Below are 25,881 nucleotides of genomic sequence, written 5' to 3'. Positions count from 1 at the left end.
TTAGCGAAAAAAGTCAATCTGTGCACGTGCACATCAAGTTATGTTCGTTTTTCAAAACGGACTTTTCGAATACCGTGATTTGTTTCCCATTGTTTGATTTCTATAAATCCGAATTTTTTGTATAGTGCTATAGCAGGAAGGTTTGTAAGTCCGGTTTCTACCGAAAAGGTAGGGGTGTTGTAGGTATCAAAAACGAAGGCAACTAGTTTTTTGCCAATTCCTTGGCGAAAATAATATGGGTCAACCACTAAACTTTGAATATGAGTGTTGTTGTTTTTGTTCTCAATTTCTGCAACTGCGGCCAGTTCATTATTTTCAAAATACCCATAAAAACCTGTACTACTTTTCAAAAAATTTGCTAAACTTCTTTTCAATGGAGGAAAATCGATTGCATTTAGTAAATCAGCTTCAACTGCATATGACACCTGAAAAAGGCTTCTAATTTTTCGTGCGACAAGTACATCTTTATGATTTAGCTCTTGAATCATTTTAGTCCTTCAAAGGACTAAAATTAATAATTACATTTCCAGTTTTCTGTCCCGATGCCACATAATTATATGCTTCAACTATCTGTTCTGGTTGATAAACCCTGTCAATAACAGGTTTAAACTTTCCTTCCGATAATAATTTTGACATAAAAAGGATACTTTTTTTACAGTTAACCGGTAAAGGAAAGATAACCCTTTTTCCACCTTTTATTTTAGTAGTCAAAGGGAGGTAGAGGTTTTGGGCATTAGGTCCTAATTCCGAGGAAATATAAACTCCTTTCGGTAATAACAAATGCTTGCACTCTGGGAACGAACTTTTACCAACCGCATCAAAAACAAAATGATATTTTTCATCATCTTTGGTGAAATCTTCTTTCTGATAATCAATGGTTTTGTCTGAACCTAATGATTGTACTAAATTCATGTTTTTAGTATTCCCTACAGCGGTAACTTTTGCCCCATGATACTTCAAAAGTTGAACCGCGGCCGATCCAATGGCCCCTGTTGCGCCGTTCACAAGTACTTTGGTGCTAGAATCTATTTTAACTTTATTTATAAAATTATTGGCATAATGGGCCCCTTCAGCACAAGCCACAACTTCTTGGTAACTAATATTCTCCGGGATTTTTACCACAGCTTTGTTATCGCCAATTGTCATGTACTCTGCCTGAGATTCCAAACCTTCATCATGAAGCCCCCATACACGATCACCAATTTGAAAAGCAGTAACATCTGACCCAATAGCTTCAACCTGGCCTGCAAAATCGGTACCTGGCACTAAATGCCTTGGTTTTGTCAATCCGACAAAGGCACGAATTAGGTAAGGTTTTCCTGTTAAAATGCCACAATCAGTTCTATTCACTGTAGTAGCATGAACTCGAATCAAAAGTTCATTTTCTTCAGGTTGGGGCTTAAGTATTTCCTTAACCTCTAAAACCTCAGGCGGACCGTATTTAGTTCTGGTGACTGCTTTCATGATTACCATTTTAAAATACGAAATTATTAATCGCTGGGATCAAAAGAATTGACTTTAGTTAAGTTACTATTCTATTTAAGATTCATAAATACCCGAAAAGCAGACTCTTGAACTTATTATGGGATTTGGTCTTTAGGCTATTTTTTGGCTCTTTTTGAATTCAGGTAATCCGTCGCCTCCTTAAAGGTTGCTACCCAAATTTTATCACGATTTTCATCTAGATACATTAACAATTCTTCATGTGCTTTCTTGGAAACCCTCATATGTTCCGCACCTATCCCATGGAAGGTTAGGGTACTAAGGGTTTTGTTCTTAATAATTTTGTCAACATAGTCTATGAGCGCCTTTCCATCATGTTGATTGGGTGCCCAAGAAGGGACATCGAACAAGTCAATCTCTAAAGGACTTACCAGATTAGATTGCTTTTCAGAACTACCTCTAGCTGCCGAGAAATCCTGTGAAACATGGTCTTTGTACGTTTCTCCTCCGGCTGCGGTGTGTGCACAAGGATAGGCAAAAGTTCTTTCTTTTAAACCATCCATGGCAAGTAAGAAACTATTGGCAAGTTTCAGTTCTTCAACGATTTGATCATGCGTATAGCTGTCAAGGTCATGATAGTCTGCCACCCATTCCATGCCGACATCTGATTTACTACATGGGTGGTAGACCGAGTGGTTACCGAGCTCATGACCATTTGCTGTTAGTGCTTTCCATTCGTCCATGTTCATATAAAGGGATTCCGAAGAAAGTGTTGGATAAAAAGTTCCTTTAAAATTATATCTATCCAGCATAGGAGCAGCTGTCTGTATGTGACTTGGCAAACCGTCGTCGTAAGTTAAACATATGGCAGCCTGCACACCATTAGGCCATTTAAATTCATCTTGATTTTGCGCACAGGCCGATATAATTACGAACAAGAACAAAAAAGAAGTCTTTGACCAAATCGCATTCCATTTTCTGAACCTTGGGGCAGGTGCATGAGCACGAATATTTTGTTGAGCGCATTTTTTCGATTCCATATCTCCTTGTGTTTTTAGATTAGAAAGTTAATTAAAATTACATACCATTTTAAAAATATAAAAGATATTACATATATTTATAACACATATTTTATATATATTTATTATGTCTGATTATTTAAACGATTTAGGATATCTATCCAGTGGTTCACAACTCCGAAGAATTTATGAAAAACTTCAGGTTGCAGGTGATAAGGTCTATTCACAAGCAGGAATTGATTTCAAATCAAGTTGGTTTCCTATTTACCATGTTTTGGCTAAATCAAAACGCTCCTTAACCATAATGGAAATTACAAATCAAATTTCATTTTCTCACATAACCGTTAATAACGTGATTAAGGAATTATTAAAGAAAGGTTTGGTGCAAATAAAATCCAATCCGGGAGATGGCCGCTCAAAGTTAATTAGCCTATCTACAAAAGGATTCGAACTTTTAGATGTGCTAGAACCTGTTTGGTTATTATTTTCAGACGAGTTAAAGAGTATTTTCGAGATTTCAGATATTCTTTTAATGGAACTTATGAAAGAGGTCAATGTCAGGTTGGAAGAGGAACCACTTGATAAACGAGTGTTACAAAAGTATTTCAATTATTCAGTTAGAAATGCCAAACCAAACGAATTTAAAGAAATTGGCGATATAATGGTTGATGTTTACTCCAGCTTAAAAGGCTTTCCTGATAAAGACGAGCAACCAGAATACTATAAAATGTTAAGTAATGTAGGTGAACTTACTAAAACCAAGGGCATTGAAATTCTAGTTGCGATTTCCAAACAGGAAAAAATTGGAGGAGCAGTAGTCTTTTTTAATGACATGAAAGATTATGGTTCTGGTGGAAGCGCCACTAAGGAATTGGAAGCATGTGGATTTCGCTTACTTGCAGTCGATAGTAAACTCAGAGGGCAAGGCCTGGGTAAAATGCTTACGAATGCTTGCATTGAAAAAGGACGAAAAGGGAAATATAAAAAATTGGTCATTCATACTACGAAGGCTATGAAAATTGCTTGGACAATGTACGAGGATCTTGGGTTTCAAAGGGCAGAAGACTTAGATTTTATGCAAGGAGAACTCCCTGTTTTTGGGTTTCGATTAGAGGTCTCCTAATTAAAAATGTCATTTGAAAGCCTAATGAATAAATTCTTGACCAAATTGCTCCATAAATTCAAAGTATAGTTTCAAAAATCCTTTAGGATCTTCAATTTGAGGCCAATGTCCTATTTTATCTGACAATAATTGAACATTGGGTTTTGGGATTAACTCTTTATATCTGTTGGCCATATGAATTCCGGAATTTGGATCGTAAGGCCCATTTATAAAACACATGGGCACCTCGGTTTTCTGCATAGCTTCAATCCATTTTTCTTGGTGATTCATTTTATCAAAAACCAGTCTTCCAATTAAGTAGGCAATTGATTTTCCATCTTTGTAATTCAATATCTCCCAGAATTGGTCTACAAGTATATCAGTTGGTTGGGTATTTGGACCAAAAACAGATTTTATCGAGTTTTCAAGCTTCTTTTTGGTCAGGAGCTTACTTAGAGTTTTTCCTATGAATTTGGGAGATTGCGATAGCAATCTTTGTATTAGACGAGGTTTGTAACTGTCCATGAATAGCCCTCCGTTTGCATAAACTAAAGACTGAATTTCAAAGCTATTCCTTTTAGATAAATCTCGAGCCAGTAATTCTTGTGCGATACTTACCCCTAAATCATGCGATAGAATATGAGTCTTGCCAATGTTCAGGCGTGACATTAACCCATTAACCATTTCGCAATGTTCATGAAAACTATAGACGTGATTTATTGGTTTATCTGAAAACCCCATTCCCAAATAATCGAAGGCCGTGACCGTAAATTGTTTTACTAATTCATTCCATACGAATTTCCATTCGAAGGTATTGAACGGGTAACCATGAAGAATCAATAGATTTGGTCCTGTTCCTTCGGTTAAGTAGAAAATTTCATGCTTGTTTATGCTTAAGGTATCACCTTTTTCCCTCCAATGAAGTACTTCTTTATCCATCATTTTGAGTATTATTTTAAATACTGCAAGTTACTTTTTAGGTATGATAGATATTTGTAAAAATCGGTCGTTTTCGTTTTTTAAAAGATTCTTTGGTGTATGATTCGTATGTTTTTTAATCTCCTTGTTAAAATGAGATCTGTCGAAGTAATTTTGGTTGGAGTATAATTCTCCTTTTTTTATATCCTTATAAGATGCGGAGCAACGAAGAATATTGCAATAAACTTTAAGGGGTACTCCGAATGTTCTTTTAAAATATCGATTGATTTGCCTGGAGGACCAAAATACATCTTGGGCTATATCCTTGATACTTTGATTCCCTTTCGTTTGATTTAAGATTTGAAACAAACGTTGTTTTCTTATATCGTAAGAATAATTCTCCTCCGCTATATCAGATATTAGGTTATTTAGTCTTTCAGTTTGAGAAATAGTTTCTTCAAAAGATAAATTATTGAAATCCCAAATTACGTTCTTAAGTAGTTTTTCATCGTTCAGCAATTGGGCAATGCTTTGTTGAAATATTGTTTCTGCCGCTGCCAACTTAAATTGAATTCCAAAAAGCTGAGTATTTTGTCTTATTTGGACATCTACTTCTTTGGTATAGAGTCCAGTTAGTGAAATACTCTCAAACTTATAATTACTATATCTGACAATTAAGTCGAAAAACCCATCGGGGAGGATGGTGAAGTTCAAGTTTTGTGAACTATCATTATCTAAACTCCAATAGCAGCGTACAAGGCCTTTTAATTTTAAATCAGGAACTTGCTGCCAATAGTTCATTATTTGATGAAAATTCGTTTTCGGATTCTGCTAAGAGACTCTGGGGTAACTCCTAGATAGCTGGCCAATTGGTATTGTGGAACTCTATTTAATAGTTCAGGTCTAAACTTTAATAGGTTCAGATAACGTTCCTCAGGATTGGTAGTAATATAGGTTGCCAGCATTTCTTGATAGTTGTTCAATTCCTCTTGCAAAGACATCCTGCTCATAGATTCTAACATAGGGAATCTCTTATACATTTCTTTTTGGTTTTCTAAGGACATAATTGAAAGTGTAGTATACTCCACACACGATAAATAATACTTAGCGGGAATCCTTTCAGAAGAACTATTCGGCGAAAATATTGATTGACCTTCGGTGTAGAAAAAAGTGGTTTTCTCCTCTCCGTCTACTAAGTAATATTGCCTCACACAACCAGATACAATGGAATAACTTTTTGCGGATACTTCTCCTTCCCGTAATAAATGTTCCCCTTTCTTATACGCTTTAATAGTAATAAGCTCTACGGCTGCATCAATATCCGCTTCGTCAAAAGACCCGAGGTCTGCAAAGCATTTGCGAATACTACTTCTAACCGAATCAATATGTTCTATGTTGTTCGGCTGGTTTGCCATGTGATTTTTTGATTACTATCGATGAATCGTTTGGGTTCTGTCCGGACCTACAGAAACTATCTTGATAGGTACTTCCAATTCTTTTTCTAAAAAATCAATATATGCATTCAATTCCGCAGGAAATTGATCTTGAGAATTCATCTTTGTCAAGTCTTCAGACCAACCATCCATTTCCGAATAAATGGGCGTGACATTTTCTTGCTCTATATTATAAGGTAAATGGGTAATAGTTTCTCCTTTATACTTGTATGCGGTACAAACTTTCAGTTTTTTGAATCCACTCAAAACATCACCTTTCATCATGTTTAATTCAGTAACACCATTTACCTGAACAGCATACTTTAAAGCTACCAGGTCTAACCAGCCACATCTTCTTGGACGACCTGTGGTAGCGCCAAATTCGTTGCCAACGCGACCCATCGTTTCACCAGCTTCATCAAAAAGTTCAGTAGGGAAGGGGCCACTACCAACCCTTGTAGCATAGGCCTTGAATATTCCCTTAACTTCGCCAATTTGATTTGGTGCAACACCTAAACCAGTACAAGCACCGGCGGCTGTTGTATTTGATGATGTTACATATGGGTATGTTCCAAAATCAATATCCAATAAAGAACCTTGAGCACCTTCGGCCAATATTTTCTTTCCTTCTTTTTGAGCTTGAAAAAGGTATTCTTCACTATCGATAAAAGTCAACTCTTTTAATTCTTCAACAGCAGCAAAAAATTCAGTTTCTAAATCTTGAAGGTCGTATTGAATATCAACATTGTAATAATCAATCATGGCTTCATGCTTATCAGCTAGCGCCCTGTATTTTTCCTTCCAATTGTCCAATTCCAAATCACCGATACGCATTCCGTTTCTACCGGTTTTGTCCATGTATGTTGGGCCAATTCCTTTTAAAGTTGAACCGATTTTGGCTTTTCCTTTAGATGCTTCTGAAGCAGCATCCAATAAGCGATGTGTTGGAAGAATTAAATGTGCTTTTCTAGAAATCAAAAGAATAGCATTGATATCCAGATTGAATTTCTGAAGTGCATCTAACTCCTTTTTAAAAATTACGGGGTCTATAACGACTCCGTTACCAACAACATTCATGGCATTTTTATGGAAAATTCCTGAGGGAATCGTATGCAAAACATGTTTTATTCCGTCAAATTCTAAGGTATGCCCTGCATTTGGACCTCCTTGAAATCTTGCGATTATATCATAGTCTTTGGTAAGTACATCAACAATTTTCCCTTTTCCTTCGTCGCCCCATTGTAGGCCTAACAATAAATCTACTGCCATTAATATTTTTGGTTAGTGGTTTCTTATTTCTCCTCAGTGTTCTTTGTGCCATAAAAGTAGAGGGAGTGATTATTGATTTTAATATCAAAAACTTCCTCAATTGTCTTTTTTATGGATTGTATTCTAGGGTCGCAAAATTCCATTACCTCACCTGTGTCAGTGAGAATAACGTGATCATGTTGGCGATCAAAATATGATTTCTCATATTGTGCTTGATTCTTTCCAAATTGATGTTTTCTGACCAATTTACAGTCCAATAAAAGTTCTATGGTGTTGTACAAGGTTGCACGACTTACACGATAATTTTTGTTTTTCATATTGATATAGAGTGATTCAATATCAAAATGATCATCGCTATCGTAAATTTCCTGAAGTATGGCATACCGTTCGGGTGTTTTCCGGTGTCCGTTTTCCTCTAAAAAGGTGGTGAAAACGTTTTTTACAATCTCCTGATCTTTGTTGGCTGCCATAACAAACTGTGCTAGTCAATTCACAAATGTACAGCTAAATTTGCAGTAGTGGAAGGGTGTTTTATCAACATAAAGTGAACATTTACAAAAGAGGGGTTTTTTGCTAAATTCGGGTCACTTTATCAATTCCCTCAATCTGTTTTAGATTGTCCATTAATTTCTTGAGGATAGATTTGTTTTTAACAACCACGGTAATACTACCTGTGAATGTACCGCCATCTGTACTAAAGTTAATATTACGCATGTTTACGTGCATATTGCCAGAAATCATCTCTGTGATTTCACTTACCAAGCCTAGGTTGTCGATGCCTGTAAGTTTGATTTCCGATTTGAATTCTTCCTGAGAAGAATCTATCCATTTGGCTGGCATGATACGATAGGCGTAGTGGGCTTGCAGCGAAATTGCATTTGGACAATTCTTCTTATGGACTTTAATCCCCTCATTAACACTGACAAATCCGAATACATCATCACCGGGAATCGGGTTGCAACATTTCGATAATTTATAATCCAGTTTTTCTTCTTCCTTACCAAATACCAAAAGATCGTATTTGGAGGTTATCTCATCCTTGTCAATGTCCTCGGGAATTGGACTTCTTCTAATCTTATTCTTGAAAAAGCTGATAAAGGCGTTGTTATATGAAGAAGCAAAATCTTTAATCATTTGATTATCGATAGCACCAATACCAACTCTGTAAAAAAGATCTAAACTGGTTTTCAATTTGAAGAACACTACCATTTTATTAACAGTATCTTCGTTAAGGTTTATTTTTTGAGATTTCAATTTTCTTCGAAGTACTTCCTTACCATCAAGGGCAACTGATTTCTTTTCTTCACGAAGTGATGATTTGATTTTCGCCCTTGCTCGTGCTGTAGTGGCATAGTCCAACCAATTTTGATTCGGCCTTGCCTGTTCAGAAGTTACAATTTCTACCTGGTCTCCACTATTTAAAGAGGTGTTTAAAGGCACCAATTTTCCATTCACTTTTGCACCACGAGTACGCATGCCAACTTCAGTATGGATATTAAATGCAAAGTCGAGTGGGGTGGCTCCTTTTGGTAATGATTTTAGTTCACCGTTTGGAGTAAAGACAAAGATTTCTTTGGAATAAAGGTTCAATTTAAATTCTTCAACAAAGTCAACGGCATTGGTAGTTGAACTTTCTAAAGCCTCTTGTAATTTATTTAACCAGATATCAATACCTTGTTCTTTTTGGTCTCCGTGTTTGTATTTGAAATGCGCGGCATAACCTTTTTCCGCAATTTCATGCATTCGCTCACTACGAATTTGTACTTCGACCCATCTGCCTTTTGGTCCCATAACGGTGATGTGCAAGGCCTCATAACCTGTAGATTTCGGAGAGGATATCCAATCACGCAATCGTACAGGGTTTGGAGTAAAATGGTCTGTTACAATTGAATATATTTTCCAAGCTAAAAATTTCTCATTTTTCTCATCGGATTTGTAAATAATCCGAATGGCAAACTTGTCATAAATCTCGTCAAAAGCCACATTTTGTGCTTTCATTTTTTTACGAATAGAGAATATGGACTTCATCCGTCCTTTAATCGTATAATTGAGCTTTTCTTTCTTAAGGGATTTATCGATAACTCCAGAAAAGGAATCGATATAATTTTGCTGCTCCTCCTTGGAGTCTTCAATTTTATCATGTATATCTTTATAAACCTCAGGTTCGGTATACTTAAGGCTGAGGTCTTCTAACTCTGTTTTTATGTTGTAGAGACCAATTCTATGTGCTAATGGCGCATATATATACAAGGTCTCAGAGGCTATTTTTACTTGTTTATGCTCAGGCATAGAATCCATAGTGAGCATATTGTGATAGCGGTCTGCAATTTTTATTATGATTACACGAACATCATCGTGCAAAGTGAGCAGCATTTTTCTAAAGTTCTCCGCTTGCTGCGAAGTATTCATGTCCTTTTTTAAACCTGCTATTTTGGTAAGTCCGTCAACAATTCGAGCAACCGTTTCACCAAACATTCTATCGATATCATCCAAGGTATATTCGGTATCCTCAACCACATCATGAAGCAGTGCAGATGCAATGGAGGTGGCATCAAGACCAATTTCAGATGCCACAATTTTCGCAACTGCAATAGGGTGAAACACATAAGCTTCACCAGATTTTCGCCGTTGGTCTTTATGTGCGTCAACGGCAACCTCAAAAGCAGAGCGTATCAATACCTTGTCATCATCTGTTAAGGTCTGATAACTGATGCGCAGCAATTCCTTATATTGCTTGGCAATTTCCTTATTCTCTTTTTCTATGGCAACTTGCGTCATTGTATATTAAAAGTAGGATAATCTCAACTACTACACAACAAAAATCACGCCATAAGGTTCTTTATTCGTTGAATGAGGGGAGGATGGGAATAATGCATGAAAACGTAAGCAGGATGGGGCGTCAAGTTACTCAGGCTATTCTTTGAAAGCTTTTTAAGCGAAGTAATTAGTGGTTGAGCTGCAAAAGTGTCTTTCGCATAATCATCAGCTTGATATTCGAATTTTCGGGAAAGGAAATTCATTACTAAAGATGTTACTTCTGATATTGGACTGTATAAAATGCCAAAACCAATTAAAGCAGCGTGAAAACTGGGTTGAGAAACACCAATTGCTTTAGAAACTTCAGGATTATTAATAAATAGGGATAGAATAAAAAGGGTTAGTCCTAATGTGGCTATCGAAGCGACTAAATTGAAAATAATGTGTTTGTGTTTATAATGACCCACTTCGTGTGCAAGTACCGCTACGATTTCTTCCTCATCTAAATCTTTGATAAGTGTGTCATAAAGCGTAACTCTTTTTTCCCTTCCAAAACCTGAAAAATAGGCATTTGCTTTAGCGGACCTTTTTGAACCATCAATTACAAAGATATTTTGAAATTCAAAGCCAACCTTGTTCGCGTAGTTTTGGATTTTGCTTTTAAGACTTCCTTCTTCCAAGGGTGTTTGTTTGTTGAATAACGGAACAATCAACTTACTGTAAAACAAGTTCATAAAAACAATAATTGCTGTCACTAAGCCCCAAACGTATAACCAAAAATTAGGTCCTGCCCATTGGTAAAACCACATGGCCAAGGTAATAACCCCACCGCCCAGAATAGCCATTATCAACCAACCTTTGAGTTTATCAGTGAAGAAAAGTTTTTTAGTTGACTTGTTAAATCCGAATCGTTCTTCAATAACAAAAGTTTGGTAATAGGAAAAAGGAGTGGTTAGAATATCGCTTCCGATGGTAAGAATCCCGAAGAAAATTAAAGTAACAACAATTTCATTGTTACTAAAATTACGGGCTAACTGGTCGGCCCATTCGAATCCGCCAAAAACTAAAAATGCTAAGGTTAAGATGATTGAAAAGAGTGAACTGAGGAATCCGAAGCGGTAATTGGTCTTTTGATACTCCTGAGATTTTTGGTATTCCTCAGCATCAAAAACATCTTCTAAGGCATCCGGAATAGGGTCTCCGTAATGCTGTGCATTGAAATAGTCCAAAATAGTTTCAACCAAAAATTGGAGCACGAGAATAGCTATGATGGTAAAGAATAAGATATTCAAATTGTTCGGTATTTGTGTTTGGTGGTTTATTCAGAGGGTACGGTTACTAAAAACCTCGTTGTCTCAAAGCCTCAAAGATAACAATTGCGGCAGATACCGATACATTCATTGAATCGATCTCCCCGCGCATGGGTATGATGATATTTTGAGTTGAGTTTTCTAACCATTCTTGGGTTAGTCCTGTTGCTTCGGTACCGACTACTATCGCAGCTGCTTTTTTGAAGTTTACATTGGTGTAACTTCCAGAGGCTGTAAGGGCAGCACAGTACATATCAATATTTTTACTTTTTAAAAAATTCAAGACTTCTGAGGTACTTCCGGTAGCTATCTGATTGGTAAAAATGCAACCCACACTCGAACGAATGATATTAGGGTTGTAGATATCACCTTTCGGATTTGCAATGATTACGGCATCTAAATTTGCAGCATCGGCAGTACGTAGCAAAGCACCAATATTACCAGGTTTTTCTGGAGCTTCAGCTACCAATATTAGGGGATTTCCCTTTAATCCAAGCTCATCCAAACCATGAGATTTAGAGTTTATGATAGCCATCAAACCTTCCGTAGTTTCTCGGTAGGCTATTTTTTGGTAGACTTCTTTTGAAACAGAAATCAAATTGACCGCATATTTCAGATGGCTAGTTATCTGTAGAATTGCTTCTTTGGTAATAAGCGCATTATGGAATAATAAAGTGTCTACTTCGTATCCTCCTTTTAAGGCCAATTCCAATTCACGTTGCCCCTCTAAAATGAAAAGGCCCGACTTTTTCCTTTCCCGGGATTTTTCCTTGAGCATCAGAATCTTTTTTACCAAAGGATTTTGAAGACTGCTTATTTCCTTAATTTCGTTCATTACTACAAAAGTAATTTAATTACCCTATCTGCGACGAAGTAAGAAACCTAAAAAAACAAACATGAAATTAGTACTAGTATCACTTTTTTGCTTAGCTGTTTTAGCTTGTAAAGAAGCTCCCAAAGAAATGGAAACTAAATCTAAAGCACCTGAAATTGTGACTAAGATCGACGATTCAAAATATCCTGAAGCCCTTAGAAAAATTTTTGAAGCACATGGCGGACTTACCGCTTGGAAAGAAAAGAGGACTATTTCCTTTGAAATTCCGAAGAAAGATATGACGGAGAAACACACCATCGATTTGTTTTCCAGAAATGAAAAGATTGAGATGCCTGGTATTTCTATGGGCTCTGAGGGCTCTGATATTTGGTTGTTAGATGAAAAAGATGCTTATAAAGGGGATGCTGTTTTTTACCACAACCTTATGTTTTATTTTTATGCAATGCCTTTTGTTCTTGCTGATAACGGAATTCAATACGGGGATACAAGGCCCTTAGAATTTGAGGGGAAGGAGTATCCAGGTATTCGAATCAGTTACAATGAAGGAGTAGGCCTTTCTTCAAAAGATGAATACTTCATTCATTACAACCCAGAAACGTATCAAATGGAATGGTTGGGCTATACGGTAACTTTTCGAAGTGGTGAAAAATCGGATAACATAAAATGGATTCGCTACAATGATTGGATGGATGTCGAAGGCCTAGTATTGCCAAGAGCAATAACGTGGCACGAATATGAAGGGCGAACCATAAAATCACCAAGAGAACCACTGAATTTTGAAAACGTAACACTAAGCGAAACGATTCAAGCAGTAGATTTTTTTAATAAACCGGAAGGTGCTACTTCTGTAAGTTCTAAAAAATAGTTACCTATGTAGTCCCTCGTTCAGGAGGGGCCAGGAGAGGACTTTAACTTAAAAAAAGGTTAAAAAAAGTCCGGCGAAAAAGGCATGGTACTTATTTTTCCGTAATTTAGAAGCTCTTGCTATATGCAGGAGCTTTATTTTTTTTGAGCTTTTCTTCCGCGATGCCGGAATAGTAATAATTCAATTTACGAACCCAACACATAAAGAAAATGCCAACGTACAATCTAAAAATTAATGGTAGTTCTCAATCAATTGAGGCTGCTGAAGACACCCCATTACTTTGGGCACTACGCGACCAATTGGATATGGTAGGTACCAAGTTTGGTTGCGGAATAGGACAATGTGGTGCATGTACCGTTCATGTGGATGGTAACGCAACTCGCAGTTGCCAACTACAAATTTCACAATTGGACGGAAAAGAAATCACAACTATCGAAGGATTGTCTGAAGATGGTTCACACCCGGTTCAAGAAGCCTGGAAGGCAATTGATGTTCCGCAATGTGGATACTGCCAGGCTGGTCAGATAATGACGGCTTCAGCCTTTCTAGAAAAGAACCCTAATCCTTCAAGGGAAGAAATCAGAAATGCGATGACCGGTAATATATGCAGATGTGCATCATATAATCGTATTGAGAATGCAGTTGCAAAGGCTGCTGAGAAAAAAATGGCCTAACCGTAAACATCTAAAATCATGTCAAGTACAATACAAACAAAATTTAGCAGAAGGTCTTTCTTAAGAACTTCTTCACTTGCGAGTGGCGGAATGCTAATCGGTTTTAATTTTTTCACAGCATGTAAAGACACGGTGAAAATGCCGGTCGATATTTCCAAACTCGATTATAATGACTTCAATGCCTTCATAAAGATATCCAAAGAAGGTATGGTGACCTTGTTCTCGCCGAACCCTGAAATCGGTCAAGGTGTGAAAACTTCTATGCCCATGATTATTGCTGAAGAGCTTGATGTGGCTTGGGAAAATGTAAATGTGGTTCAGGGAATTTTAGACACCCAAAACTATGTCCGTCAAGTTGCTGGTGGTAGCCAGTCTATCCGATTTGGATGGGATGCTCTACGTCAAACAGGAGCCTTTGCAAGACAGATGCTTGTTAATGCTGCTGCGGCAAAATGGGGGGTTGATGCTTCTGAGTGTACTGCAAAACAAGGTGTGATTACCAATGCGAAGGGAGAAACACTTGGTTATGGAGATGTTGTTGATGAGGCGGCTGCTTTGGAAGCAGAGAGAGCTGCGAAGCGAAAAGCTCTTATCGAGTCTTTAGCCGAAGGTGAGCAACCTCCAGCAGAGACAATTGAATTAAAAGACCCCAAAGATTATACCTTGATTGGAACCGATGTGGGTAATGTAGATATTGATAAAATTATAACAGGAAAACCTTTATTCGGATTAGATTATAAAGCAGAAGGTATGGTGTATGCTTCCGTTTTGCGTCCGCCAGCATTTGGCCAAGTTCTAGAATCTTACGATGATACTGAGGCTAAGGCGATGCCGGGAGTTATTGATGTTATCAAAATTGGCGAAAAGGCAAAAGCCATGTTAGAAAAGGAGCAAATAGATTGGACGGCCAAATTAGCCCCATCTGAAAAAGTGGTTGTTATTGCAGAAAATTCTTGGGCGGCAATCAAAGCTAAAAAAACAATCAAAGCGCTATGGAGTGATGGTTCACCATTGGAAAGCACAAAGGCTCATGATAAGATTTTGATGGATTTATTGGATGGGAAGGACTTCACCAACCTAAGAAAAGATGGAGATGTAAAAAAGGCTTTTAAACAAGCAGATAAGGTAGTGGAACGAACATACGAATCACCGTTCCTTCCTCATAACTGTATGGAGCCCATGAATTTCTATGCGAATGTTACGGATTCAAAAATTCATTTGGTGGGCCCAGTTCAAACTCCAGCTTCTGCGGCAAGTACAGTTGCGAATTTATTGGGTAGGGATGAAAAAGATATTCGATTAGAAATGACCCGAATGGGAGGTGGTTTTGGAAGAAGGCTTTATGGAGACTTCGTATATGAAGCCGCCGAAATTTCAGATAAAATCCGAAGACCAGTAAAAATGTTTTCAACTCGTGAGGATGATATGACCACGGGGGTTTATCGTCCAGCGATTAAATATCGTATTGCAGCATCCATCAAAGATGGTGAAATTACAGGCTATCACTTAAAAGAGGCTGCTGTAGGGGGTAATATGTACGGATTGATTCCGAATTTCTTCCCGGCAGGAGCACTTGACAACTATCAGGTAGATGTTGCCAAATATGACAGTAATATTACAACAGGTGCATGGAGAGCTCCGTATACCAACTTCCTTTCATATGCTGAACAAAGCTTCTTAGATGAACTGGCCGAAGATATGGGCAAAGACCCGGTACAAATGCGATTGGATATGTTGGAAAAAGTAAAAGGTACAACCGATGACAGAATTCAGTATTCTGCGGAACGCTTACAAGATGTACTGAAATTAGCCGTGGAAAAATCAGGATATCGAACTCCGAAAGATGGCGTGTTTCAAGGTGTTTGTGCTTACTACTGCCACAATACACATGTTGCTGAGGTTGCTGATGTTGTAATGAAAAACAATCGACCTGTAATCCAGAAGATAACCGTTGCGGTGGATTGCGGAATTGTAATAAATCCATTAGGTGCTAAAAACCAGATTGAAGGTGGAGCCATAGACGGAGTAGGACATTCAATGTACGGGGATTTTGGTTTTGAAAACGGAATGCCAACAGCGAACAATTATGACAAATACCGTTTGATTCGAATGAATGAAACGCCAATCGTTGAAACGCATTTTGTGAAAAATACTTTAAGTCCCACTGGATTAGGTGAGCCGACCTTACCTCCAGCTGGAGCGGCAGTAGCTATTGCCATGAAAAAAGCAACAGGAAATCGTATGTACAAGCAGCCGTTTGCGACCAATATGGCATCCAAACCAATTTTGGGATAGCCTATGGAAGTATTGCTTTTTGGGATTGCTAAGGATATTGTTGGAGAGTCACAACTACAGTTTACGGAATCAGATAAGGTTCCAAGTTCAGTTTCAGAGCTAAAGCGGATGATATCTGAGACCTATCCCGAGTTTGGTAAGTTGACTTCTTTGGCGGTTGCTGTCAATAGTGAATATGCCGAGGATAATGTACCTTTAGACCGGAATGATGAAATAGCCATTATTCCCCCAGTGAGTGGTGGATAAAAAAGTAATTGAAATAGTAGATAGAATTGATACCTCCCAAGTGTTCTCGGAATTATCCGATGCGCAAAGTGGAGGTATTTGTGTTTTCGTTGGAACTGTTCGTGAGTTTACACAAGGTGAAGAAGTTGTTTCCCTAGAATTCGAAACATATAAGAAAATGGCAATTAAGGAGATGGATAAAATTGCTTCTGATGCTGTTGAAAAATGGAGTCTCAACAAAGTGATTATTCGACATGCTATTGGGCTAAAAAAAGTTGAAGAACCTGTTGTAGTGGTCGGGGCATCTTCGGCGCATCGAGATGCCTGTTTTGAGGCTTGTCGCTATTTAATTGATACTTTAAAAGAAACTGTTCCTATCTGGAAAAAGGAGATGTTCGAGAACAAAACTGTTTGGGTTTCGGCGCATCCGTAAATAATACAACGCAAATCTTACCAAACTGTCACTTCGAGTGGAGTCGAGAACTTAGGAACAGTATTGGTTAACAAAAATAAATGGCAAAAGAACTCTCACATATAGATGAATCCGGTAAGGCCTCTATGGTTGACGTATCAAGCAAGAAAGCAAGTGTTCGAACTGCGGTTGCATCAGGCAAAGTTGTTTTTCCTTCGGATGTATTCGAAAAACTGGCTTCGCAAGACTTCTTAGGCCATAAGGGAAGTATTATTCAAACGGCAGTAATAGCAGGAATACAGGCTGTAAAAAAAACGGCAGAGTTGATTCCTCTTTGCCATCAATTGAATCTTTCTAAAATTCAGATTGATATAACTCCCATAGATAATGCTTTACAGATCGTCTGCAAAGTAAAATGTAACGAGCAAACGGGCGTAGAGATGGAAGCGTTAACGGGCGTTTCCGTGAGCGCATTGACCATTTATGATATGTGCAAAGCACTATCTCATGACATAAAAATTTCGGAAGTACAATTAGAACAAAAAACAGGAGGAAAGAATGACTTCAACCGCTAGACTATACGGACTCGTTTTATCGGGAGGAAAGAGCACTCGCATGGGAACCGATAAGGGATTGATACCCTATCATGGAGTACCCCAGCGCGAATATTTGTACGATTTGTTGAGTCAGGTATGCGAAGAAACTTTTATTAGTCTTCGTGAAGAGCAAGAAGCACAACTTCCATCACAAACGCAAACCATTGTTGATTTAAATGAGTATTGCGGTCCGTATAACGGATTGCTTTCCGCACATAAGAAATACCCAGAAGTGGCTTGGCTTGTTTTGGCCTGCGACCTTCCGTTAATGGATTTAGAAGCTTTGAAGGAATTGATTGCCAAGAGAGATACGACAAAACAAGCAACAGCCCTTGCGCTAAAAAAGAATCCTTTGCCCGAACCCCTGTGCGCTATTTGGGAACCTCATGCTTTTGTAGCATCGGTTGAATACTTAAATAGTGGTAACGGAACCTGCCCCAGAAAATATCTCATTAATCATGATACGAAATTGGTGTTTCCAGCAAATGAAAATGTATTGTTGAATGCAAATTCTGAGGCAGAGTATAGAGAGGCATTAGTAAAATTGGCTCAGGTTTGAACCAAAGGCGTTACATAAGGCAAACAACCTTAAAAGGCTTCGGCCTTGAAGGCCAAAAAAGGCTAGCAAAAGCTAAGATTTTGGTCATTGGCGCGGGCGGCCTTGGCGTCCCAGTTTTGACTTATCTTAACGCCATGGGGGTCGGAAAAATTGGCATTGTCGACAATGATGAGGTTTCTATTACTAACTTACATCGTCAAGTACTTTATGGCGAGAACGATATTGGGGAGTCTAAAGTAATTACGGCTTTTGAGAAACTAAAGGCTCAAAATCCCGATAATGATATTGTCGTTTACAATACTTTTTTAACTACCAAAAACGCTCTTGAAATTATTACGGATTATGATGTTGTAGTCGATACTTCGGATAACTTTCCAACACGATATTTGGTAAATGACGCTTGCGTGATTCTAAATAAACCTTTTGTTTATGGTGCTTTGCATGGGTATGAAGGGCAAGTAAGTGTTTTCAATTATAAGGATGGACCGACCTACCGCTGTCTTTTCCCAAATATGCCTAATGAAAATGAAGTGCCTAATTGTAATGAGCATGGGGTATTGGGAATCATTCCAGGAATTATAGGAAACCTTCAAGCTTTGGAAGCAATTAAATTAGTAACCGGAATAGGCGAAGTACTTTCAGGAAAACTTTTAATTTTTGACGGACTTCAGCAATCCTACCAAAAAATAAAATTTAAACTACAACCAAAGAACCTTGAAATAAAGAAGTTGCAAGCTTTTTACGAATGGAATGACCCCTGTGAAATAGTTCCTATCGTTTCAGTAGATGAATTGCAAAGGCTATTGATTGAGAAGGCCCAAATCGTTGATATTCGAACGAATGAAGAGTTTACTAATTTTCATCTTCCAGATTCCATTCATATTCCTTTGAATGAGTTGGAAGCGAATTCCAATAAAATCAATTTTTCTCTTCCAGTGTATTTACTTTGTCAATCTGGTAAGCGAAGTGAAACCGCTTTAAGACAACTAAGAAATGCACATCCAGAAAGTTCAGTTTTTAGTATTTTAGGAGGTCTAAACCAGTATTTGGCCGAATGCTCCTAACCCTTCCTGAACTTGTCTTATTAATGCTTGGCTTTTTGGTCATTGCTACCTTGTATTCCTCCGTTGGTTTTGGCGGAGGGTCCAGTTATTTGGCGCTATTGGCATTGGTTTTTGTTAGTTTTTTTGCAATCCGTAGTACTGCTTTAATCTGTAACCTCGTGGTTGTCTCCGGTAGTAGCTACCTCTATTGGAAAAAAGGACATCTGGACTTTAAAAAATTTCTCCCTTTCATTGTAACCAGTATTCCTTTGGCATTTTTAGGAGCACGATTCCGTTTATCCGAAAATACTTTTTTTATTATTCTAGGAGCGGCCTTAATTATTTCAGCCTTGGCATTGATTTATCAAACTACAAAGGGCAAGAATTCGGAAGAAGTAAATCCAAATTATCCGCCATATGTTACCTATTTTTTGGGAGCGGGAATTGGATTGCTTTCTGGACTTGTAGGTATCGGCGGGGGTATTTTTTTGGCACCCATTCTAAATCATATGAAGTGGGATAAATCCATAAAAATAGCGGCACTTGCTAGCTTCTTTATACTGGTAAATTCTATTTCTGGAATAGGAGGCTTATTGACAAAGGGAACTTTTGAATTTCCATGGATTGAAGGCATAAGCCTTGTAGTTGCCGTTTTCATTGGAGGCCAAATAGGAATACGTTTAAGTCTTGGTAAGCTAACAGGAAATGGGATTAAGGTGGTTACTGCAATTTTAGTATTGCTAGTGGGTATTCGAGTCTTACTAGCGAATGGATTACAGTTAGAATTTTAAAATAGATAAATTGTCATGAAAGTAGATTATAGAGCACAAAAGGTATGTGAGCAAATAACGATTGATGGAAATATTGAGAAGCCCGTATGGCGAAATGCTACTTGGAGTAAACGTTTTGTAGATATGGTGACTGGCGATTTGGGAATGTACAATACTCAGTCCGCAATACTTTGGAACGATACGCATCTCTATTTTGCTTTCAATGCAGAAGAGCCTTTCTTAGAGGCTAAATTGACGGAACGTGATAGCATCATTTTTTTAGAAAATGATTTGGAGATATTTATCGATGGGGGCGATTGCTATTATGAATTGGAAGTCAACGCAGCCAATACGATCTACGAGGTGTTCTTTATTTGGAAAGATGCCTATCAAAAAGGAGGTAAGTTCGACACCCCCCAATTTGATGTGCATCAGAGAGATGCCTATACTTTTGGAGGGGATTATGACCGGACAGGGGCTTCATTCTGGAAAGGCACCAACCCTCGTGGAATACGTTGGGCTTTTACTGATTTTGATATGGAAGGCCTTGAAACTGCGGTCAAGTTGGACGGAACTTTAAACGACCATAGTGATGTAGATAAAGGTTGGAGTCTTGAAATTGCGATTCCATGGGAAAGCTTGAAGATTTTAGCAAACGGCAGAACAATTCCTCCTTCCAATGGAGATGTTTGGAGCATGTTTCTCGGAAGGTTTCAAAAACTTATGTTAAGCGGAATAGAAGTTCAACCGCATCCAGCAATGGCATTAAATAGTCATGGTATTTATGATACACATATGCCTTCGAAATGGAGTAAGATTGAATTTGCTGAATAACTAAGAAACTAGTTTTATTTCCTCTCCAAATAGATAAGAATGAAAACTAAGGATTGAGAATTGAATACATTTTAGAAACCAGATTTGTAAATAATCTCTTCATCTCTTTTAAATTCAAACGTCTTTACAGAACCAGCTCCTTCAAAATGAATTGAGACCCCTTTGATTTTTTGAGCAGGTTCGGGGACGTTCATTTGATAAATTGATTTGTTGTCGATAAAAATTTCAAGTTTTTGATTTTTTGAAATACACCTCAGATTTACATAATCGTTAAAGTCTACTCCAAAACCAGAAAGGTCATTTTTCTTTCCATCCACGAAACGCTCCATAGTCATCAAAGTGAGATCGGAAGAACATCCTTTTTTTGCTAAAGGAATTCCGATTGCTCCACCATCATAGAGAATAAAGAGGCGAACATTCTGGCAAGCACTAATACCTTCGTCAAAATCGTTCTTTACCTCTGTTGACATTTCAAAATCTTTCGTGTACAAATCTCCAAAATCCTTTACTTGATAAAGGCTTACAACCACATTTGATGTCCTGGCATCCAAATTATAAGCAGTTACTGTTTCATGATTAATGCCTAAAAGACTATCTGCATAAATTTCCTTCGTCGTGAGATAAATGGGCACCGAATCACGTTCTATCATACCTAACCAATTATCCGTAGTGATAAAAACATCATTTTCTTTGATAATGGTATCATCTACAACCAATTTTGATTTAAAAAATCCGGGGTGGTAATAGATACTTGTAGCGACAGTATCCCTTTTGTCTATTCGCATGCGTTTGTTTCTATCCCAATCTTGTTGTATTTCTATTTTTGCATTTTCCTTCGCCAGGCTGGCATGATATTCAAATACAACGGAATTCGGAATACCTTGGCTGATTGTTCGACTTTTAAATAAGAAATCTTCCGCCTTATAAACGGTATTCTGCTCGTTTTTTTCAGTAGTAGTATTCCAATAGAATCCGAAAAATGAACCAACTATCGCCACGGCTAAAACAATAGTCCATGTTTTGCGTGGTTTTGGCTTTTCTAAAACTTTCTGTTCTGTGGGCTCCTCTTTATGGGCACTAACAAAATCACGCCAATTTTCAAACCCTAGAAATTCCGACAGAATGTCCATCGTAGCAGCACTAGGGTTAGCCACCCACTCGGCACGACCCCAAATTCGTTTTAAGGTGGTTACGCTCAACCTTTTATTGGTTTGCTTTAAAATACGTTCACTGAGTTCCTCAAAGTCCTTGTTGCTCCATGTATCGCCATTCCCCCAGCCAAGCTTGGCCTCAATGAGGGTTACCAAATGGTCTTTCATATGTAAAGTTGATTTATCCATAAAAGTAAAGATGGTATATGATACGAGGGACTTTGAACAAAATTAAACAAGATTGAACAACCATTAAGATGATAAAACTTAATGATGGTGACTAATTTTAGACCTAATCAAATTTAGTTTTAAAAATTAAATAATATCAAAATCGAATATCATGATAAAAAAAGTAATCTTAGGTTTTACATTATTGGTAATTGTGAATATTACCTATGGACAAAAAAGAGAAAGAAATAAGAATAAGGTTATTGAGTTTCCGATGAATGAAAAGCATTGGGCGCCTACCACCGATAATGTAGAATTCCTGAATCATAAATCTGTTGCCTCAGTACGAAGTAATAATGGAGATGGATTTGGTATTCGATTAAAGGATTTCGAATTCTCAAACGGTACAATTGAATACGATGTCGAGTTAAAAGGTATGGGCTTTCCTGGTATTGTTTTTAGGTTGTCGAAAGATACTTTGAACGGGGAGATTTTTTATATACGCCATTTTGGAAAACCAGATAAGCTCAAAAGAACAACGCTGCAATACGCATCAGTTCTCGATAAAGTGAATATGTGGGACATGACCGATGATTATCAAGCTGCCGCTGAAATTTATGAGGGTAAATGGAATCATATAAAAATGGTGATAAACGGAAGGCAAATGAAGGTATATGTAAATGATATGGAGCATGAGGCTCTAGAGGTTCCGGCACTAGAAGGTATTACAACTTCTGGGAGTATCGAACTCACTGGAAATGTGATTTACTCAAATTTTGTAATACAGCCTGATACGACGGAAGGTTTAGCTGCTACTCCAGGATATGATCATACTGCAAACGATTCAAGATACTTGCGCAATTGGTTGGTAACTGACCCTATTGATTTCCCTTTTGGAAAGGATGTCATGCGTGGTATATCTCGCAATCCGGGTGTTGCCATTGATACGACTTTGTTGGATAGTACCGCCCTATGGAAACCTTTAAAGGCTGAACGGCGAGGTTTGATAAATCTAACTCGTCAATTTGGTGAAACGGAACAAGGGGAAAGAAGATTAACATGGATAAAAACTACCATTGATTCAGAAAAACCTCAAGAAAAAAGGGTTGATATGGGTTTTAGTGATGAAGTTTGGGTATTTATTAATGGTCAGCCATTATACGTTGATAAAAACTATTATGGCTCTCCGGGCATGAAGGAACCCAGAGGAAGGTGTACTATTGAAAATAGTTCATTTCAACTCCCATTGCAGAAAGGGGAAAATGAAATTTTAATTGGGGTAACGAATTATTTTTTTGGATGGGGAATTATAGCGCGTGTGGCCGATACTGATGGTTTGAAATTCATGTAATAGGACGAACCAAATTATACACAATTAGACCATTTCGTTGTTTCGTCCAAATCGAATAAACCGATAAAAATATTGGAAATTGCCATTGTACCATATCGCGAAAATAAAGGCGATATAGATAAGCCAATCTGGCATTAAAAGAGCAATCCCGAAATAGGTTTTCAAAACTAAAAAGGTCAATGCAACACTAGCGATAAGCAATGATATAAGTGTTCTTTTATCTTTTCGATTCAAGAGAATCATGGTAACAATCAACAACCCCATTATTGGTTTTGTGTGCAATAATACAGGAACCAAAGTGGTGTACTCAATATCAAAAAAGAGGACCATGGCACTCATATAAGCCGTCATACAAAGTGGACACTTTGGAATAAGAATCAATAAAATAGTGGAGAGAAATGACATAGAGCCATTGGCAGCTTCCACTTTTTTAGTGGTTTGCATCTTACTTTTACAACAGCCAGTCTTTGCAATTTCCATTGAAGGGGATTACCATTTCGTTCGATAAGATACAAAAGGATAAACCTCATTCGCAAAAAATTGGCTTTTATTTTGCGGTAATATTAAGAATCCATCAGTTTTTACAAGATTTGCAAAATCACCTGAACCATTTCCTTTTTTGGCTTCAGCAACTAAACTCCCATCCGATTGACTTTCTAAAGTTGCTTCTAAGAAATAGACCAGGTCTGGTTTGAATTCGACATCGTTTTTCAGTTTCACAAAATGGGTTTCGGGTTCTATTCCCAATGACTTTTGCAACCAAAATTGCAAATACATGTATACACAAACAAATGAAGAAACCGGATTCCCAGGAAGAGCAAAAATCTTTTTTCCATTTGTGTTACTGCCAAACCAAAATGGCTTCCCTGGCCGTTGTTGAATTTTATGAAAATGTTTTTCGACCTTAAGCTCTTCAAGCACATCAGGCAAATAGTCAAACTTTCCCTTAGATACACCTCCTGTAAAAATAAAGAGGTCATATTCTTCTAAAGACTTAGAAATAGTCCGTAGCATTTCTTCTTTATCATCAGCCAAATGTTGCAAGTCTGAAGCTAGGCCCCATTCTTTTAAGGTAGCCTGTATTCCATAAATGTTCGAACGTCGTATTTGATGTAATTCCGGAGTTTGATCAACAGGAACCAACTCATCACCTGTAGAAAAAATAACCACTTTGGGCATTTTCTGGACTTTCAAAGTTGCCTTTCCAACCGCAGCGGCAATATTGATTTCAGCACTTGACAACTGTTTTCCTTTGGAAACAATTACTGTTCCTTTAGCAATATCTATTCCCTTGAAATGAACATTTTGTTTATACTTTAAAGCATCAAGATTAATAGTGGCTTTATTATCTTCAATCGTAAGATCTTCGTACCGAATCACGGTGTCAACGCCATTGGGCATTATCGCCCCAGTCATCACTTCTATGCAGTTTGATGTATCAGCGAGTTTTTTTTGAGGAGTTCCTGCAGCAGCGGTGTCTTCGATATGGAAATCTCTTTTACCAGATTCAAAAGTGGAATAGACAATAGCAATGCCGTCCATCGTCACTCTATCGAAAGGAGGGAAGTCTCGGTCGGCAATTAAATCTTCGGCCAGATAGGCACCAATACATTCTTCTAAATCTCTGTTTTCTTCTGGGAAATCGCCTTTGTGTACTTCTAAAATCGAAAGGGCTTTTTCGTATGGGATAAAAGTATTTTCCATCTGTCACATTGAGCGGAGTCGAAATGCTTATACGTTAGCCTGCTTATTTCTCGACTCCGCTCGAAATGACAGGCAAGGCTTTATCTAGCCTCCAATACTACTCATACTCTGCATCGCTTCCTTGGGAGCTTTACGCATTTTTTCTGCTTCGAATCCATCTTTTGGTTTTAAGCGAACAATTTCCTGGAATTTTTCCGCTAATTCTTCATCGGAAACTCCCGAACGCATAAAATCACGAATATTGAAAACACCATCGTCATAGAGACAACTTTTGATTTCTCCTTTGGAAGAAATCCGAAGACGATTACAAGTATTGCAAAAGGTTCTTGAGAAGGCTGCGATTACTCCAATATATCCTTTATATCCTGGCACCGAAAGTAAACTTGCTGTATCGCCATGTTTACTTGGTAGTTTATCTAAATTCGAATAATGAGCCTTTAAATCCGAATAAATATCACGGGCGGAATACATTTCTATATTTTCTTTATAGCCTCCATTAAAGGGCATTTCTTCAATAAAGCGAACATCGACAGGGTAATCTTTGGCAAGTTCTGCCAACGGAATAATATCTTGTGTATTAATACCCTTCATTATTACGGCATTCAATTTGATTTGAAACCCATTATCGACTAACATATGAAAAGTCTGCATCACTTTTTCAAAATCATCACGACGTGTAATTTTATGAAACCGTTCTTTGTCCAGTGAATCAATGCTGAGGTTGATTTTGGTAATGCCCAATTCCTTTAATTTCGGAATATGTTTTTGTAAAAGCGTTCCGTTTGAAGTAATATGTATGGATTTATAGTCTTCCAGTCCGGCGGTATTCTCCAACAATTGCATGAAGTCTTTGCGTAGAAAAGGTTCTCCACCAGTAAACCGGACTTTCTGAAAACCGAGTCCACCTAGGACTCTTAGCAAGCGAGTAATTTCCTCATAGCTAAGTAGATGGGCTTTTGGTTCATACGGAATGCCTTCTGCGGGCATGCAATAAAAGCATCGTAAATTACAGCGGTCTGTTACCGCAATACGCACATAATCTATCGTTCTGTCAAAGGAATCCTTCATGATTTATATCAGCGATAAGAAGATTCAATATAGCTATTTTTAGATATATTAGAGGGCATATTTAAGAAAGAAATAAGAAC

The 25,881-nt window shown here is 37.8% G+C and carries 27 protein-coding genes; 12 read left to right on the top strand and 15 right to left on the bottom strand.

Annotation, left to right across the window (positions count from 1 at the left end; genetic code table 11):
- Positions 1-38: 38 nt before the first annotated feature.
- From FEE95_RS18640 to FEE95_RS18630, 3 genes are all read right to left on the bottom strand, one after another.
- Positions 39-488 carry a GNAT family N-acetyltransferase gene (locus FEE95_RS18640; RefSeq protein ID WP_138659534.1) on the bottom strand — a complete coding sequence of 150 codons (450 nt, stop codon included), beginning with the start codon at positions 486-488 and terminating at the stop codon, positions 39-41.
- A gap of 1 nt (position 489) precedes the next feature.
- The gene (locus FEE95_RS18635; RefSeq protein ID WP_138659533.1) at positions 490-1,464 is read right to left on the bottom strand and encodes an NAD(P)-dependent alcohol dehydrogenase; all 975 of its coding nucleotides are present in this window, start codon (positions 1,462-1,464) and stop codon (positions 490-492) included.
- A 137-nt stretch (positions 1,465-1,601) separates the two neighbouring features.
- The gene (locus FEE95_RS18630; RefSeq protein WP_138659532.1) at positions 1,602-2,483 is read right to left on the bottom strand and encodes a polysaccharide deacetylase family protein; all 882 of its coding nucleotides are present in this window, start codon (positions 2,481-2,483) and stop codon (positions 1,602-1,604) included.
- A 106-nt stretch (positions 2,484-2,589) separates the two neighbouring features.
- On the opposite strand from FEE95_RS18630, the gene FEE95_RS18625 reads away from it, so the two are divergent.
- Positions 2,590-3,585, top strand: coding sequence for a bifunctional helix-turn-helix transcriptional regulator/GNAT family N-acetyltransferase (locus FEE95_RS18625; RefSeq protein WP_138659531.1), 996 nt, complete (start codon positions 2,590-2,592; stop codon positions 3,583-3,585).
- Positions 3,586-3,606: 21 nt separating this feature from the next.
- Here FEE95_RS18625 and FEE95_RS18620 read toward each other — a convergent pair whose 3' ends face one another.
- The 8 genes from FEE95_RS18620 to FEE95_RS18585 form a co-directional block, all read right to left on the bottom strand.
- The gene (locus tag FEE95_RS18620; protein ID WP_212748458.1) at positions 3,607-4,506 is read right to left on the bottom strand and encodes an alpha/beta fold hydrolase; all 900 of its coding nucleotides are present in this window, start codon (positions 4,504-4,506) and stop codon (positions 3,607-3,609) included.
- A gap of 27 nt (positions 4,507-4,533) precedes the next feature.
- Positions 4,534-5,283, bottom strand: coding sequence for a helix-turn-helix domain-containing protein (locus FEE95_RS18615; RefSeq protein WP_138659530.1), 750 nt, complete (start codon positions 5,281-5,283; stop codon positions 4,534-4,536).
- Positions 5,283-5,897: a Crp/Fnr family transcriptional regulator gene (locus FEE95_RS18610; protein ID WP_212748457.1), complete on the bottom strand. Its 615-nt coding sequence runs from the start codon at positions 5,895-5,897 to the stop codon at positions 5,283-5,285. The genes FEE95_RS18615 and FEE95_RS18610 overlap by 1 nt, the downstream gene beginning before the upstream one ends.
- A 15-nt stretch (positions 5,898-5,912) precedes the next feature.
- Positions 5,913-7,184, bottom strand: a complete 1,272-nt coding sequence (locus FEE95_RS18605; RefSeq protein ID WP_138659529.1) for an adenylosuccinate synthase — start codon at positions 7,182-7,184, stop codon at positions 5,913-5,915.
- A 23-nt stretch (positions 7,185-7,207) separates the two neighbouring features.
- Positions 7,208-7,654 carry a Fur family transcriptional regulator gene (locus FEE95_RS18600; protein WP_138659528.1) on the bottom strand — a complete coding sequence of 149 codons (447 nt, stop codon included), beginning with the start codon at positions 7,652-7,654 and terminating at the stop codon, positions 7,208-7,210.
- A 103-nt stretch (positions 7,655-7,757) separates the two neighbouring features.
- Entirely contained in the window at positions 7,758-9,962 is a 2,205-nt protein-coding gene (locus FEE95_RS18595; RefSeq protein ID WP_138659527.1) for a RelA/SpoT family protein, read from the bottom strand.
- A gap of 44 nt (positions 9,963-10,006) precedes the next feature.
- Positions 10,007-11,233 carry a M48 family metallopeptidase gene (locus FEE95_RS18590; protein ID WP_138659526.1) on the bottom strand — a complete coding sequence of 409 codons (1,227 nt, stop codon included), beginning with the start codon at positions 11,231-11,233 and terminating at the stop codon, positions 10,007-10,009.
- A 46-nt stretch (positions 11,234-11,279) separates the two neighbouring features.
- Positions 11,280-12,086 carry a TrmH family RNA methyltransferase gene (locus FEE95_RS18585; RefSeq protein ID WP_138659525.1) on the bottom strand — a complete coding sequence of 269 codons (807 nt, stop codon included), beginning with the start codon at positions 12,084-12,086 and terminating at the stop codon, positions 11,280-11,282.
- Positions 12,087-12,147: 61 nt separating this feature from the next.
- Between FEE95_RS18585 and FEE95_RS18580 the strand changes: the two genes are divergently transcribed.
- From FEE95_RS18580 to FEE95_RS18535, 10 genes are all read left to right on the top strand, one after another.
- Entirely contained in the window at positions 12,148-12,951 is an 804-nt protein-coding gene (locus FEE95_RS18580; RefSeq protein WP_138659524.1) for a DUF6503 family protein, read from the top strand.
- 209 nt (positions 12,952-13,160) lie between these two features.
- A complete protein-coding gene (locus FEE95_RS18575) occupies positions 13,161-13,625 on the top strand; it encodes a (2Fe-2S)-binding protein (RefSeq protein ID WP_138659523.1) in 465 nt (154 codons plus the stop codon).
- A gap of 18 nt (positions 13,626-13,643) precedes the next feature.
- A complete protein-coding gene (locus FEE95_RS18570) occupies positions 13,644-15,920 on the top strand; it encodes a xanthine dehydrogenase family protein molybdopterin-binding subunit (RefSeq protein WP_138659522.1) in 2,277 nt (758 codons plus the stop codon).
- A gap of 3 nt (positions 15,921-15,923) precedes the next feature.
- Positions 15,924-16,166: a MoaD/ThiS family protein gene (locus tag FEE95_RS18565; RefSeq protein ID WP_138659521.1), complete on the top strand. Its 243-nt coding sequence runs from the start codon at positions 15,924-15,926 to the stop codon at positions 16,164-16,166.
- On the top strand, positions 16,159-16,578 hold the full coding sequence (locus tag FEE95_RS18560; protein WP_138659520.1) for a molybdenum cofactor biosynthesis protein MoaE: 420 nt from the start codon (positions 16,159-16,161) through the stop codon (positions 16,576-16,578). The genes FEE95_RS18565 and FEE95_RS18560 overlap by 8 nt, the downstream gene beginning before the upstream one ends.
- Before the next feature lie 80 nt (positions 16,579-16,658).
- A complete protein-coding gene (gene moaC / locus FEE95_RS18555; protein WP_138659519.1) occupies positions 16,659-17,132 on the top strand; it encodes a cyclic pyranopterin monophosphate synthase MoaC in 474 nt (157 codons plus the stop codon).
- Positions 17,116-17,712, top strand: a complete 597-nt coding sequence (gene mobA, locus FEE95_RS18550; RefSeq protein WP_138659518.1) for a molybdenum cofactor guanylyltransferase — start codon at positions 17,116-17,118, stop codon at positions 17,710-17,712. The genes moaC and mobA overlap by 17 nt, the downstream gene beginning before the upstream one ends.
- Positions 17,709-18,776 carry a HesA/MoeB/ThiF family protein gene (locus FEE95_RS18545; RefSeq protein WP_138659517.1) on the top strand — a complete coding sequence of 356 codons (1,068 nt, stop codon included), beginning with the start codon at positions 17,709-17,711 and terminating at the stop codon, positions 18,774-18,776. The genes mobA and FEE95_RS18545 overlap by 4 nt, the downstream gene beginning before the upstream one ends.
- The gene (locus tag FEE95_RS18540) at positions 18,767-19,546 is read left to right on the top strand and encodes a sulfite exporter TauE/SafE family protein (RefSeq protein WP_138659516.1); all 780 of its coding nucleotides are present in this window, start codon (positions 18,767-18,769) and stop codon (positions 19,544-19,546) included. Before FEE95_RS18545 ends, FEE95_RS18540 begins: the two co-directional genes overlap by 10 nt.
- A gap of 15 nt (positions 19,547-19,561) precedes the next feature.
- Positions 19,562-20,359, top strand: a complete 798-nt coding sequence (locus FEE95_RS18535; RefSeq protein WP_138659515.1) for a carbohydrate-binding family 9-like protein — start codon at positions 19,562-19,564, stop codon at positions 20,357-20,359.
- A 71-nt stretch (positions 20,360-20,430) separates the two neighbouring features.
- Here the strand turns inward: FEE95_RS18535 and FEE95_RS18530 are convergent, their stop codons facing one another.
- Positions 20,431-21,678, bottom strand: coding sequence for a hypothetical protein (locus FEE95_RS18530; RefSeq protein ID WP_171037086.1), 1,248 nt, complete (start codon positions 21,676-21,678; stop codon positions 20,431-20,433).
- Positions 21,679-21,850: 172 nt separating this feature from the next.
- On the opposite strand from FEE95_RS18530, the gene FEE95_RS18525 reads away from it, so the two are divergent.
- Positions 21,851-23,029 (top strand): hypothetical protein, encoded by a 1,179-nt coding sequence (locus tag FEE95_RS18525; protein ID WP_138659513.1) that lies wholly within the window; start codon positions 21,851-21,853, stop codon positions 23,027-23,029.
- Positions 23,030-23,053: 24 nt separating this feature from the next.
- On the opposite strand, the gene FEE95_RS18520 is transcribed toward FEE95_RS18525, so the two are convergent.
- The 3 genes from FEE95_RS18520 to moaA form a co-directional block, all read right to left on the bottom strand.
- Positions 23,054-23,509: a hypothetical protein gene (locus tag FEE95_RS18520; RefSeq protein WP_138659512.1), complete on the bottom strand. Its 456-nt coding sequence runs from the start codon at positions 23,507-23,509 to the stop codon at positions 23,054-23,056.
- 9 nt (positions 23,510-23,518) lie between these two features.
- Positions 23,519-24,733: a molybdopterin molybdotransferase MoeA gene (locus tag FEE95_RS18515; protein WP_138659511.1), complete on the bottom strand. Its 1,215-nt coding sequence runs from the start codon at positions 24,731-24,733 to the stop codon at positions 23,519-23,521.
- 84 nt (positions 24,734-24,817) lie between these two features.
- Complete coding sequence (gene moaA, locus FEE95_RS18510) at positions 24,818-25,801, bottom strand: GTP 3',8-cyclase MoaA (protein WP_212748456.1); 984 nt, start codon at positions 25,799-25,801, stop codon at positions 24,818-24,820.
- Positions 25,802-25,881 lie beyond the last annotated feature (80 nt).

This window comes from Maribacter algarum (ex Zhang et al. 2020) (assembly GCF_005885635.1).
Taxonomy (GTDB): Bacteria; Bacteroidota; Bacteroidia; order Flavobacteriales; family Flavobacteriaceae; genus Maribacter_C; species Maribacter_C algarum.
The sequence above is the reverse complement of the archived record's forward strand: the minus strand, read 5'-3'. Positions and strand labels throughout refer to the sequence as shown.